We start from the raw sequence: 13,209 nt of genomic DNA on the forward strand, positions 1-13,209 counted from the left end.
TGATCGATGATCTCTCCCGTCACGGGATCGATCATCGCGTCTTCCAACAACTCGGTCGTGTCAGCCACGGCCGTCTCCTTTCGGATCAGGCCGGACCCCACACACCGTTATTCAGACAGTCCCACTGCAGGGTACGCGATCCGAGGTGCCCTCGAGAGCAGCACGACCCGGGTGCCCGCGTCGACGTCTGCGAAGACTCGTTCCCGCAGCGCACCCATGGCGACATCGGGGTTGGCAACTGCGATGGTCTCCATCTTGTCGACGAGGACAGTGCCTTCTACACGCTCCCGGTCGGGCTTCATGTAGTTGCGGACGGTTTCAACCTTCAGGTGCGATGAGGTCAAGGCGCGGCGGGCGGGTTCGTTGCTGGAGCCGAGTTGCAGGAACACCACACGTAGCTGCTCGACCTTCTGGTGGATGAGGTCCACCCACGCGGAGTAGTCGACGGCGCTCACACCAGCTCCAGGATGACGCTCGGCTGATACTCGCCATCGCGCTCGTGAATCAAGCCGAGATCTTTGAGCCGGCGCACGGCAACGTGCTCACTGGGGGCGAGTTCTTTGAAATCCCCGGGGTCGTCCATCAGCAGTTCGAGCATCACTGCCTCGGTCGCGTAGTAACGCTTGACATGCTGGATCATCTCTTCGACGTTCCCTTGGACGCGACTCCTCCAGTCGTCCAGTTCGGTCAGCACCGCCGAGCGGATCATGGTGCGTTGAAAGACATCCGTGGGTAGGTGTCCGACAACTGCAGAGCTGAGGTTTCGGTAGAGGTACGCGTGGCCTCCGGAAGCCTCGTGGAGAGCTTCCAGGGCGCCAGGCTCGATCTGTATCCCCATTTTTCCGCCCACGGTGCTCGCGAGCTCATCAGCTTCCTCACGTTTCAACGGTTTCACGTACACCGCTTTGGCCCACGAGAACAGAGGGTTTGGGCGTCCATAGAGTCGGCCGCCTTCGACGATGGCGCTGGTGAGCCCGGAGAGAACGAAGGTGAAGTTGTCGGACTCCTGAACGATGCTGCGCAGCGCGGACAGCAGCTGCGCCACGCGTGGCATGTCTCCTTCAGCAATGTCGATCCGGTCAGCTGGGGTCAGGTATTCGATCTCGTCCAGGAGCAGAAGAATGCGGTAGCCGTCCTTCCACAGGTGCTTGAGGATCACTTGCAGGGCATTCTTCAGTTCGAGAATGGACGGCCGTTCGGACAACTGCGACAACTCCTGGGTGCGAAGCTTATGCGTCTTGAGCTCGGCGATAAGCCGGCGGCGCAGATCGCTGACGATGTCGTCGGTGGGGTCCTCCGGTGGCGAGGGGAAGGCTTCGAGATCCATCAGCACGGTCACGATGTGATCGTCGTGAAGTTCCTCCTTCAGCTGCATGAGGATGCTCGTCTTGCCGGACTTCCGTAGCCCGAACACTCCCGTCACCTGCTGATTGAAGACATCGTCGCGCAGCGACTGCAACAAGGTGCGGCGGCCGAAGAAGCTCGCTCCGAAGACCGGAGTCGTCATGTAGAACAAGTCCCGCGCGTAGATATGGTTGCGCAACAACGTGATCAGGGACAGCTCATCCTCGTCGTCGATCAGGAAGGGGATGGCGAGCTTCGACGGTCGAGACCAATCGTTGAGCTTGATGCCCAGTCGCTGATCAGGGGACCACATGAAGAAGATGTCCGGAGTGACCGGCTGGTCCTTCCTCGCCAGCTCGCGAGCGGCCGCCTCGAACGTGCGGACTTGCAGGTCCTCGTGAGGGCTGTAGAACAGCATCACCTCACGCGTGAAACCGAACCCAGTTTCGATCGCCCCGCTGAATCGCACATGCACGATCACGCAGTCCCTGAAGCCATCCTGCCTGCACGGCCCGGCGTACACGACCTGTGACCCGAGACTGCGCAATGCGTCGAGATGATCACCGAAGGCAGGGAACCGCTGCCTGGTCTTCTGGATGTTCTTGAGCAGATCGGGGTGACGCGGCACGGGTACTGCACCCGCGCGCCACCCGTGTTGTCGTGACGACGGCGCAGTGGGGTCGAAGGTGGGGCTGTCCACGTACGGGTCGACGTGATCACGGCGTACGGGCGAGGGGCGTGGCGCGGGCCGAGGTGTGCGCACTCCGAAAGTCGCTCTCACTTTCGCGGCAACCGGCGCTTCGATGGTGGACGATGGGCTCTTGACGTACTCGCCAAGCAGCTTCAAACGCGCAAGTACCGTTGCGGCGTCGACACCGAGCTCGCTCGCGAGTTCGTGAACTCGAATCTTGGCCATGAATCTCCTCTCGAAACACGCTCTCGCCAGCGTCCTTGCGCGCCCCTGCCCGTCAGGCGGCGCACCACGTTAACCAGACTGCTCGGGTCTGCACGTGGGCCAGATTCTCTCGATGACCGCCGAGTTCGCGGACGTAGTCGTAAGCGTCGTCTGCCGTCAGCAGGCCGATGCGTGCGGCGAGTCGGAGCAGATCCCAGGTCGTGTAGGTGCGGATGCCGTGCTCCTGGGCGCGTTGAGCGGCAGACCGGTCGTCGGTAACGAAGAAGGCGCTCAAGCCGCGGTTGGTGATGATCGATATCGTCTCCGCTTCTCCGAGATGGCGAGTGGCTGGGTCACCGGGCGCGGCGAGGGAGGTGCGGATCGTGGTGGTGTCGACGATCTCTTGACCGGTCTGGAGGCGGAGGGGTTCGCCGAAGATGTTGTGAGCCTGAGTCATGGACTCCAGCCCCGGCTCCTGAGAGCTGCGAACGCACTCGCCGGCAACGGTGCCGCACCATCTGCCGTTGTCTCGGACGAGCGCGGCGAGCAGGTCCATTCGTTGGATCCGTGCGAAGCGGACCAGGACGGTGTTGTCCGGGAAGAGGAGGTGGGTGGTCACGTCGCCACGAACCCGAGTGCCCGCGCAAGTTCGTCGATATCCGCGTCGGGTGTGTCGGGTTCGTCGATCTCGATTTCGTCCTCATCCACGTCGAGCATCCATGCCAGGGTCGCCTTCGGAAGTCGCCCTTGGGAGATGAGTTCGACGTGCGCCGCTTGCAGTTCGAGGGGAAATCGTCGGGAGGCGGCGGCCTCCATGCGTTCGGTGATCTGATCGGTGCCGTCGTCATTCCAGCCGGGATACCGGCGCAGAACCTTCTGTGTCGTCCACCCGAGCACCTGATCCGTCGCCGCTGATGTCGGACATCGCAAGGCGGTGAGGCGGCGGCGTAACGCGTCCGTCGAGACTCCCCACTCCCAGAGTGCGGCCGCGACCTCGTCGCCAGACACGTTCAACCAGTCGACAGTCCTGAGGAGTTCGGTCGGGAGCAGCAGCTCCGCTGCGAACGCGTTAGCGGCGGTCTCCTGCACGTCGTTCTCAACTGGAGTGGGAGGCTCCGGGGCGTTCGCGTGGCCGTGAGCGAGGTGGCCAAGCTCGTGAGCGAGGGACCAATTCTGGTGGAACCAGTTGCCGGTCTCATTGAGAATGATGACCCCGCGCCCGGCGATACTCACAGAGCAGGCGTTGCGCAGCCCGCCGACGCGGATCACATCAATCCGGTACACATCCGCGAGCCTCTCAGCGAAGGGCCGAACGAAACCCCCGCCGAGCGCCTGACGCACGGCGGTCGCGTCGACGGGAACATCGACCGACTTGTCGGTCAACCGCGCCTGTCGGTAGGCGAGGGATACCTTCTCGATGGTGGACTTCAGGTCGTCCCAGTCCGCGTGGCGGCTCCGGGTGTCATGATCAAACTCATGACGGGCGACGACCAACGCTTCGGACGGGTCGCGCTCACCGGTGGCCAGCCAGTACATCGACGTGTTCAAGACCTCAGACAGGGCGGCGAGCTCAGCGGCAGAGAATCCACGACCGCCGTTCACAGCGCGGGAGAACGCATCGGGGGTCATCCCGATCTCTTCCGCAATGCTCGCGTGGGTGCGCCCTGGGAGGGCCTCGCGAACGCGCGCACGGACGCGCTCCCCAACCTCCATAACGACTATGCTACCAGAATTGGGATTATCCCAATCGACTGAGTTGGGATGGGTTCGAGGGCGTAGGGCGGGCATGGAGAAGTTCGAAGAGGGACTGCGGTGCCAGGACGTGCACTCCGGACTGCGGAACATCGACCCGAACTCCGCGATCCTGACGCCGCTGACCGAGACGCAGAAGATCGGTATGGCGGCGAGCCTGGCGGCCCTGGTCCGCGGGCAGGACGTGGTCTCCGACGCGGAATCACTCCGGGCGGTCGCGGCGGAGCAACTGGATGTGAGCCCGTATGCGTTCAACGACGTCATCTACTCGTTGGAAGCCGCCGGGTTCGTCACCAACATCAAGAGGTCCTCGACCCGGATCGTGTCGTTCAATGAGCAGGTCCCGATGTACCGCAACATGTACGAGGGTCTCGGCACGGCCTGGCGTGACAACGCGCCCACCGAACTCGAGCAGCAGGTAGTCGGCCTGGTCGACGGGCTGGCGTCCGCACCGATCCCGGTCGAGGAACTCTCCGCGCGGCTCGGACTTGATGAGGCGGAACTGCCGCAGGTGCTCGACGTCGCGACAGAGTCGAACCTGGCTCGACTGGTCGATATGAAGGACGGTCGGATGGCGATCTCGCCATTCATGGGCTTCGAGCACCCCGACGCCCTCGCCGACCTCGTCTCCGAACACGGTGGTCACGAACTCGCCGACGCATTCGCGACGCTCCGCGGGGAGCAGGGCATACCGCTGTCCCGCGCCGGCGACGTCATCGGGCAGGCGGTCGCCGGCGGACTGCTGATGGCCCCGTCGGTGGACACCCCCGGTGGGGTCGCCGAGTCATTCCCGGTGCTGCCGTACTCCGTGGACCCTGGGCTGCTGCGGGAGCGCAAGCCGGTGCTGGAGAAGGCTCTCGCGGTGATCGCGAGCCTGAAGTGCGGCGAGTACTACGGGGGCGCCACCTCGCTGGACCGTGCCCAGCTGGTACGGGTGATCAACAAGTGGCTGGACCCGAACCGCGGCTCACTTCCCCCGCACAGTTCGCACCGCCGCCAGTATGGGCTGATGCACTGCATGGGGATGATCCGGTTCGACCCCGACACGATGCCGGGCGGGTCCTGGGTGGTGCCGACGTTCATCGACTCCGCTGACAACCGGACCGCCCTCGAACTCGCCCGTGACCTTCTCACCTTCGGCGAGTCGGTCGGGAATCGGGTCGGGGATGATCAGGCGCGCGCGGCGCTCGCGCTGGGCAGCACGTACGTGTCCCCGATGCAGACGATTGGCCGGGTCCGGGAGAAGAAGAGCATGAATGTCGCCCAGTGGGAGCACGTCATCAGCGCCGCATACGGGCGGGCGGCGCTGTGAGCGAACTTGACCTCGGCCTGAAAGTCGCCTCCCGCCGGCTGCTGTGGCGGATGGGCTACTCCACCCGCATCGACGTGCCGCTGCGCGCGTTCGGCTCCGCCAGCACCCCCGCGCCCGGCCCGCGCACACCCATCGAGTCATACACCGACCTCGACGTGCTCGGCGTCACCCTCGCCCCCGGCGCCGCCGTCGAAACTGCGATCATCGACTGCAAGACCGGCGGCAGCAGCGCGATCAGCCGCATGTTCTGGATCCGCGGGCTCTCCGAATTCTTCTCCGCCACCTCGGCGTACATGGTCCGTGAGCGAGAGATATCCCGCGGCGGCCGGCAGCTCGCCGCCAGGCTACAGATCACGGCACTCACCAGCGAAGAAGTCACCGCGCTCGAAGCCCTCCACCCGACCGAGCTGCCCGTCGACCAGCTGCCCCTGTCTCACCTGTTCGACCGCGCCCATGTCGCCACGGTGAAGGAACGGTGGGCGGAGCAAGACCGCAAGCTGAAGTCACTGCTGGAGTACCGCGAGTTCGACTACTGGATCTACGACCGGCATCTCAACCTGATCCAGATGGTCGAACACCTCCGCGGCGTTCGCCGCCACCTGGACGGCCGCAACCCGCAACACCTCGCTATCCTCTTCGACTGCGCATGGCTCTACCTCGTGGCCGCGCTGCACGCTATCCAGACCATCCGGGGGGTGCACGTGTCCAACGTCGCCCTCGGCCTAAAAGAGTACGTGCTCGGCGGTGCCGAGCAGGTCCGCGAGAAGGAGAACCTCGGCTCCCTGCTGGCCGAGCTGCGTCGGGAAGGCAAACTCCCCGACACGGTCAGCATCGACCCGCTCCCGCAGTACTTCCCAGCCATGATCGACCTGATCACCCGGATCATGCGACGAAGCGACACCACGATCACGTCGCTGCAGTACCTCGAGTACCTCGCCAGCGCGACGATGGTCGCCGCACGCACCACCACCGCCGACGGGTTCGGCACAGTCCACGACGACATCGCGGCAAAGATCGCCGAGAACGTCGTCGCGTTCCTTGTCGAAGCCGCTGAACTGGACGGGCGGATGCTCGTCGCCGCACGCACCCGCCTCTTCGGCCCCGGCGCATCACCCACGCCCCCCGCAGGTGCCACGGCCCCCGCCTCTCGTAAGACCGACCAGCCCGTGACGCCGGACACACCGCAGGAACTGGACCTGGGGATCAGCGACCCCCCGGCGCCGTAGACGAGTGCCGCCAGGAGGACGGATGCGCGGATTCTGGGAAACCCACCACGCCGAGGCGATCCGCTTCACCCGCCGCCGGGGCGAGGCGCTGCAGTTGGCGTTGCCGCTCGAGCCGCCGACCAAGAAGACCCGAGCCGGAACTCGGCGGAAGGCCAGCGACCTGCTCGACGAGGCATTCGAGACCGACGCACTCGTCCAATACGCACGGCAGCGGACACGCTGGCCCAAGCCCCGCGCGGCGATCGCCCTCGATATCGAGGTGTTCGGTGCCAGTTCGAATGGCCCGCGCATCGACAGCATCTGCAAGTGGCTGCTCGACGAACTAGCCGGGCGGGTCTACACCGATGACCGGCAGGTGAAGCTGCTGTTCGCGCGCACCTGGCGGCCGCAATCAGTGTCATCCGTCGACCTTGTCACGTTCTGGGGTGACGCCGCCCCACCCCTCCCGGATGCCACTGGGGAGCGATCGGCGATGACGTATGTCACCGCGCAACCCCGCGCCAACGTCCTCGCTGACCTTCGGGCAGCGTCCCAGCTGGACGAACGATGGGATCCGTTCGACGACGACGACAGCGGGCGGTACGCGGATCCGCTCCACGCCAGCTTTCACCGCGATCACCTCGTGGACCATCGGGCACTGTTCGACCAGAACGATGAGCGTGACGCCGGCGAGCACCGCCTGCTGGGGCACCAGATCGACTACACCGACCAAGTACAGCAGCAGCGCTTGGTGGACCTCATCTTCTCGTCCCTGTTCACCCGGCTGCCCGTCGACGGACACAACCTGTGGGGGCGGGTGCGGGACTGGCTGGCGTACAGCCCCTACATCTTCCACCTCGGCGTGCTGCCCGAACGAGGTGGAAGCCGGGCATTCCAGCTCAACCTTCAGCAGCTGCTCGCAACCCGACGTGACCAGTTCCCGGGGTTGTTTCCCATGCGCTCCACGAGCGGGATCTCGATGATCTTGTTCGAGGACCCCGACACTGGCAAGGATCTCGACAACCTCGTCCGAACCGTGCTGCCCGACGTGCTCACCGTGCTCCGGCCGCCACGTACCGACCTGCCCGGCTGGATCGCCGAGGAAGCGGACCCCGCCAGCGGATCGGTCGACATCCCCTTCCTCGAGGTTGCCGCACTCCCGTCCCAGGGCACGGACATGCCCGCCGGTTCCGTCATCTTCGGGCTGTCCAGTGGGCATCGCCACCAGAGCTGGTGGGAATGCATCGCGGAACACCTCGAGCGCACCCTCGACCCGGACCGGCTCTGACCCCGCTCCCGTGGACACCGCGTCACCGGCGTGACAGACTGCTCTGTTCTGCTGGGAAGGGGGAACCACTGTGACGCACGCAGAAGAGAACAGCGACTGGGAACGGATCATCCGCGACATGATCGCGCGCAACACCGCGTCCGCACCCACCGAGCCGGGCGTCTACCGGATGCCGTGCGGGAACTGCTACGTCGACTTCTTCCACGGCTCCGACGGCACCGAACGGTGGCTCGTCCCCGGGGATGAGCGCAGCTACACCCGCGACACCGTCGCCACCTTCCGGCACGGCGATCACCCGTGGGAGCGGATGTACACCCTGGCCCACGCCGCCGCCGAGATCCGGTGCCGCGCGACCGCCGATGGCACACCCATTCATGTCCTGGTCGAGGAGCTGGCGGCGATCGCTGCGGCGGAGGATGCGGCCGAGGAGGAGGAGATCGCGCGCATTGTCCGTGAACGTCCCGTCGACAGTGATGAGATCCCGCTGGCCGACCTCGCCGGGAAGTTCGGGATCGACCTCGACGAGCTCTAGCGAGATCCATCAGGGTCTACCAAGACGCTAGACATCGCTAGATTCTGCAGAACACCCATCACCTGCGAGAGGGGCGTGGCCGTGGGCCAGTATCCGTGGTTCGACTTCAATCAGGTCGACTTCGTCACCGCGGACACCCATTTCAGTCACGCCAGGATCAGCGAACTCGCGGAACGCCCCTTCGCGACCGTCGAGGAGATGAACACGGAACTCATCCGCCGATGGAACGAGACGGTCAGCCCGACGGATGTGGTGCTGCACCTCGGGGATGTCGCGCTCGGCCCCATCGAGGAATCGATCGCCCTGACCGCGCAACTGAACGGTCGCCGATTCCTGGTACCCGGCAACCATGACCGGGTGTCGCCGGCGACGCAGTCCACGAAGGCAATTGAACGGTTCGCGCCCCTCTACGAGGCCGCGGGATGGGTCGTCCTTCCGGAAGTCATCGCGGGCACCCGGCGCGGGTACCGGATCCTCGCATCCCACTACCCCTACAAGGGTGACTCGCAGGAGTCGGACCGGCACACCACGCACCGACCGCGGTGGGACGACGGGATCCCGCTTCTGCACGGCCACACCCACGCCCGCGACCACGGACCCAACGGGCACCAGTTCCACGTCGGCGTCGACGCCCACCAATTCGCCCCCATCCCGTTCACCGTCATCGACGCCTGGATTCGCGGCCTGCCGGACGTCGAACCGCGGCTCGACGTGGCGATCCGCGAAGCCCGCCAGACCATCGCGGACCTCGACGGCAGCGAAACCTCGAACTCCGACGCGCTGTTCTACATGATGGGCTACAACGAACTGCGGGTCGTGCTGGAAGAACTCCTCGGCGCGCTCGACTCCTCCCACCCCGACTCGCCCCCGAACATCACTTGAAGGGACCGCTGCGGTGGTATGCCCCACGGCGCGGTAGATGTGAACCGTTCGCCGCCGGCGGGACCGGATTGGGAGACTTCGCGGTTCAGCTCGGAAGCGGATCCAGCTGTCGCGCCGCCAATGCATTATCGTCACGTTCCGCCCCGACGGCGACGTCGACGCCTTTCTATGCGTCACCTCAGCGTGATCCTCCGGCTACTTCCACATCGATGGCATCCATCACGGCCTCCACGCCGTTCAGGGCAAGTACGTCGATGGGGCGGGCTCCATCGAGATGCGAGTTGGGGCTGGTCAGCCAGACATCGATGGCGGGATCGGTCCAGAGCTCGCGCAATCTTGCCCGAACGGCGGCGATGTCGTGCGCGATGCTTTGCTCGACGATGTCGCGTCCGAGCCGCGCGGCATCGTCGCCGAACAGCGGGCTCTCGCCCGTGGTTGTGTTATCGCCGGTCATGCTGACGTCCTTCCCGGTTCGAGGTGGCCGCTCCCGTCCGGCAGTATTCTTTGGAGTTCGCGGGCCAGGCGCGCGCCGAGGGGTGTGAGAGTCATGGGGCGGCCGCGGGCTCCTGGGGTCAGAAGGGGACCGCCGGCGTCGCGGCTGAGCCGTGCGAGCTGCTTGCTGAGGGTGCTTTGGGTTGCCCCGATTTCGGCAGCCGCGGCCCGGATGCTGTTGTGTCGGGCGGCGATCAGGAAGCGACGGGCACGCTCGATCGTGTGCCTGCCGATGAGGGTACGGCGCAGGAGCGGCGAAGCTCCCGGGAGCGGATGCGGGTGCAGGGTCGCGGCTTCGCTCGCGCTCCCGGCGGGGCGGATCGGAACCCCGGCATCCCGCAATCGGCGACTGATCGTCGGGGTGGTGCATCCGACGAGGGAGGCGATCTGGCCGATGGTGAGCCGTTGGTCGAGGTACTGGTGTCGGAGCCACCGCTCATCGATCACATGCATGGGCGGTCGACCACGACGCGTCGAGGTGGATCGGTCAGCGAGCAGCCGGGAGACGGTCTGTCGGGACACCCCGGCCAGCTCGGCGAGCTGGTACGTGCTGGAGCCGGCCTGGTATTGATCGGCGATGCCGTCCGCGCCGACGCTCGCGTCGATCCGTGTACTGCACGGCCGGGCGGGAGGCCACGACAGCTCGCCGGGGACGTCCACGGCCGGGCCGATGTCGAACTGGGCGAGCGGTGGCGTCCAAGTGAGCGGTTCGTCAATACCGTGGGCGGCGATGAACTCGTCGCCAATCCGGTTGAGGTCCACGCGCAGTTTCTCGGGGATGCGGCCCACGAACCTCGCCTCGGACGCGAAGGTGACGTCGGCGGCATCCCAGCCCTCTGGCACTGCTCGCAGCGGGTTCCCGGTGATCAGACGGAACAGGTGCGCCCGAGCGTGCCGGTGTCGGCGCCCCGCTCCTGGGTGCACATTGTGCCTGCGGCACGCCTCGCGCCACTGCGTGTCGGGTAGCAGTGCGCTGCACTCGAGCGCACGTCGGCGCGCGTAGTCGATCGGTGGCTCGTGGCTGTCGAGGTAGGCGACGAGGCGGAGGATCACGCCTAGCGCGCGGTGTTCATGTTCTCCGCGACCGAACTCGCGCATCACGTTCGTGACCTGTCGCACCGGCGCTTCCGAGTCCAGCAGGGCGAGGGCGGCGGCGTGGGTCAGCCGGGTGCCGGCGAACACCACGGCCGCGGCGAGAGCGGACGCCGCGATCTCCCTGTCCATGCGCCCGGGGGCGAGCACGGCCGTCCACTCGTCCCAGAACTGCGCGGGCACCTTCCGTGCCCTCTCCCTCGGGTCGACATCGACCGGGCCAGCGGACTGGAGGAACCCGGTGGGGCGGCGCGTGCGACCGAACGACGCCGCGATCAGCGACTGCACCTGCGGAGTGCTCAACGTGTAGGACGTGCTGGCAGCGAGGCGGCCCCGCAGCAACTCGATCGTGCGACCGGAGTCGCCCAACGCCGCGATCGCGATCGCCGTCCCTGCCGCCGAGGCGGCCGAGGTCGACGACGAAGACCAGGAGGTGTCAATGCCTCCCCTGCGCAGATGCTCGAGCAGCTCCGTCCCGAGCACCGCGCCGTCAACCTGGCCGTCGTTCAACATGACGCGAGCCGCGCGAGAGAGCAGGCGAACATCCTCGAGGACACGCACCGCGGGCTGCGGGGCCGCGGCGTAGATCCCGAACCTGCCCTCCCCCGAAGACACGACCCGCATCATCGTCCGCTGGGCATGCAGCACCGCCTCCGACGCCGGGATTCGATCTGTGTCGACGGTGAGGTCGGCGCGGCAACGGCTCGCGATCGGGCCGATCGCCGCACCGCGCACCCGGTTGTGGCACTGCCCGGGCACGGGGATCACAGCGAGCGGATGCCCCACCTGGCGCGGATGCCGACCGCATGCAGGGCAGGCGTCGACGAGGATCCGACGATGCCTGATGCACGCGAACGCGAACGGAAACTGCCACGACATCCGCCACCGCCCACACGAGTCAGCCAGACACTCCGGACAGAACCGGCCCGCCGTCCCCGCAGCCGCGCACCGGACGCTGATCCTCCCATTGCGGGTGCGGCGGATCGCATGCCGCGCGAAACGCATCCTCGTCATCTCCTGAAACTGCGCCGCCGGGATACCCGTCGCCTGCCCCACACGGGCCGCCTGCGCATCGGTCAGCTCGGTCGCCCACGCGTTCGCCATCCACCACGTCGCCGACACCTCCGTCCCATGACGCTGCTCGATCAGACCCAGCGCGCACCCGACCTCCGCGATCGTCGCCCGGTTCGCGGCCGCCAACGCCTCCACCCACGAATCAAACGGCTCATCCGGAAGCGGCCGCACCCGAAACGGCAGCAGCCGCACATCGTCCGAGCGCAATACGTTGTTCGTTGTCATGCGGCGGCCGCCTCGTCGTCCTTGTTCTGGCGGCGGCGTCGTGCTTTCTGGTTCCGCACCTGCTGTTCGAGCTTCGCCTCGAGTTCACGACGTTCGGTCTCGGCGCCCTCGTCGATGCGGATGTCGTCGAGCAGTTCCCGGTCGATGGCCTCCCGGCCGGTGCGGATTGCCCGGGATACCCCGCGCCGGATGAGGTCCATCAGCGATCCGATGTTCCCGGTCGTGCGCGCGAACAGGTACCGGGAGAGGTCGACCAGCATCCCGGGGCGGGCATCGGTGAGCACAAGTGCTTGCTCGATACCGAACAGGAGCCGGTCCCATTCCTCCCGGCCTCGCTTGTGGGTGAGGGTGAATGGGCTGAGCCCGAGGACGGTCCATCGGCGGAAGGTCTGCGCCATTGCCGCCTCCTGCCCGGTGTGTCCTTCGCCGACCAGGCCTCGGGCGCGGAGGGCGACACCGGCGAACAGGAAGGTGGCGTTGTACTCGTTCGCGAGCCACTTCAACTGGTTGGCGACCTCGACCCCGTCGCGGGTGCGCATGTTCAGGAAGTGCAAGTCGTCGACGATCACCAGACGGGTGTCGTGCCGTTCGATGCATTCCGCCGCCGCCCGCGCCAGATCCCGACCGGCCATGGAGCGGTGCAGGATGCCAGCAGTGGCGGGGTGGGCGTAGAACCCGAGGATCATCATGTGAAGGCCTTTGATCGTCAGCCGCCCCGTCAAGGTGACGTGGCACACCGGTAGATGCCGTACATCCCGATCCGCATCCAGCCACTCCCCGGCCTCCGCGATCCGCTGCTGGTGAAAGACCCGGCCGAAGTTGTTCACCACGGTCGACTTGCCGAGCGCCGGCGGGGCGTCGATCGCCGCGGCAGACTTCACCCGGTCGGAGTCCTGCAGGTTCGAATCGAGGATGTCCGCCAGCTGCAGTTCGATGTCCTCGACCTGCCGGGTGCGCAGCAGGATGTTCGCGTGCCACACCCGCCTCTCCAGGTCGTAGACGGCTCGGTCCTGCGGCGACATGCCGTCGAGCTGGTCGCGGGTGAGCGGTTCGGGGCGGCCGCGCGCGGGTCGTTCGGCGAAGTCCGTCCACCCCTCGTAAGTGGACAGGCTTCGT

General features: G+C 66.3%; 12 protein-coding genes and 1 pseudogene. 5 read left to right on the forward strand and 8 right to left on the reverse strand.

Annotation, left to right across the window (positions count from 1 at the left end; genetic code table 11):
* Nucleotides 1–107: 107 nt before the first annotated feature.
* The 4 genes from AB1K56_RS13035 to AB1K56_RS13050 are packed head-to-tail and all read right to left on the reverse strand — an operon-like array spanning nt 108 to nt 3,868.
* A complete protein-coding gene (locus AB1K56_RS13035) occupies nt 108–455 on the reverse strand; it encodes a hypothetical protein (RefSeq protein ID WP_371206000.1) in 348 nt (115 codons plus the stop codon).
* Entirely contained in the window at nt 452–2,260 is a 1,809-nt protein-coding gene (locus AB1K56_RS13040) for a translation initiation factor IF-2 N-terminal domain-containing protein (RefSeq protein ID WP_371206001.1), read from the reverse strand. Before AB1K56_RS13040 ends, AB1K56_RS13035 begins: the two co-directional genes overlap by 4 nt.
* A 52-nt stretch (nt 2,261–2,312) precedes the next feature.
* Nucleotides 2,313–2,858 carry a hypothetical protein gene (locus tag AB1K56_RS13045; protein WP_371206002.1) on the reverse strand — a complete coding sequence of 182 codons (546 nt, stop codon included), beginning with the start codon at nt 2,856–2,858 and terminating at the stop codon, nt 2,313–2,315.
* Complete coding sequence (locus AB1K56_RS13050) at nt 2,855–3,868, reverse strand: ImmA/IrrE family metallo-endopeptidase (RefSeq protein WP_371206003.1); 1,014 nt, start codon at nt 3,866–3,868, stop codon at nt 2,855–2,857. Before AB1K56_RS13050 ends, AB1K56_RS13045 begins: the two co-directional genes overlap by 4 nt.
* Nucleotides 3,869–4,025: 157 nt before the next feature.
* Here AB1K56_RS13050 and AB1K56_RS13055 point away from each other — a divergent pair, with 157 nt between their 5' ends.
* From AB1K56_RS13055 to AB1K56_RS13075, 5 genes are all read left to right on the forward strand, one after another.
* On the forward strand, nt 4,026–5,303 hold the full coding sequence (locus tag AB1K56_RS13055) for a hypothetical protein (protein ID WP_371206004.1): 1,278 nt from the start codon (nt 4,026–4,028) through the stop codon (nt 5,301–5,303).
* Nucleotides 5,300–6,529 (forward strand): hypothetical protein, encoded by a 1,230-nt coding sequence (locus AB1K56_RS13060; RefSeq protein ID WP_371206005.1) that lies wholly within the window; start codon nt 5,300–5,302, stop codon nt 6,527–6,529. Before AB1K56_RS13055 ends, AB1K56_RS13060 begins: the two co-directional genes overlap by 4 nt.
* Before the next feature lie 22 nt (nt 6,530–6,551).
* Nucleotides 6,552–7,796, forward strand: a complete 1,245-nt coding sequence (locus tag AB1K56_RS13065; protein ID WP_371206006.1) for a hypothetical protein — start codon at nt 6,552–6,554, stop codon at nt 7,794–7,796.
* 70 nt (nt 7,797–7,866) lie between these two features.
* Nucleotides 7,867–8,328, forward strand: a complete 462-nt coding sequence (locus AB1K56_RS13070; protein WP_371206007.1) for a zinc ABC transporter ATPase — start codon at nt 7,867–7,869, stop codon at nt 8,326–8,328.
* A 75-nt stretch (nt 8,329–8,403) separates the two neighbouring features.
* Entirely contained in the window at nt 8,404–9,210 is an 807-nt protein-coding gene (locus AB1K56_RS13075; RefSeq protein ID WP_371206008.1) for a metallophosphoesterase, read from the forward strand.
* A 178-nt stretch (nt 9,211–9,388) separates the two neighbouring features.
* Here AB1K56_RS13075 and AB1K56_RS13080 read toward each other — a convergent pair whose 3' ends face one another.
* The 4 genes and pseudogenes from AB1K56_RS13080 to AB1K56_RS13095 form a co-directional block, all read right to left on the reverse strand.
* Entirely contained in the window at nt 9,389–9,664 is a 276-nt protein-coding gene (locus AB1K56_RS13080) for an antitoxin Xre/MbcA/ParS toxin-binding domain-containing protein (protein ID WP_371206009.1), read from the reverse strand.
* On the reverse strand, nt 9,661–11,307 hold the full coding sequence (locus AB1K56_RS13085) for a LysR family transcriptional regulator (protein ID WP_371206196.1): 1,647 nt from the start codon (nt 11,305–11,307) through the stop codon (nt 9,661–9,663). The genes AB1K56_RS13080 and AB1K56_RS13085 overlap by 4 nt, the downstream gene beginning before the upstream one ends.
* A gap of 330 nt (nt 11,308–11,637) precedes the next feature.
* A pseudogene (locus tag AB1K56_RS13090) lies at nt 11,638–12,093 on the reverse strand (TniQ family protein); the annotation flags it as partial.
* Nucleotides 12,090–13,115: an AAA family ATPase gene (locus AB1K56_RS13095; protein ID WP_371206010.1), complete on the reverse strand. Its 1,026-nt coding sequence runs from the start codon at nt 13,113–13,115 to the stop codon at nt 12,090–12,092. The pseudogene AB1K56_RS13090 and the gene AB1K56_RS13095, both read right to left, overlap by 4 nt.
* Nucleotides 13,116–13,209 lie beyond the last annotated feature (94 nt).

Source organism: Microbacterium sp. BWR-S6Y (assembly GCF_041379845.1).
Taxonomy (GTDB): Bacteria; Actinomycetota; Actinomycetes; order Actinomycetales; family Microbacteriaceae; genus Microbacterium; species Microbacterium hydrothermale.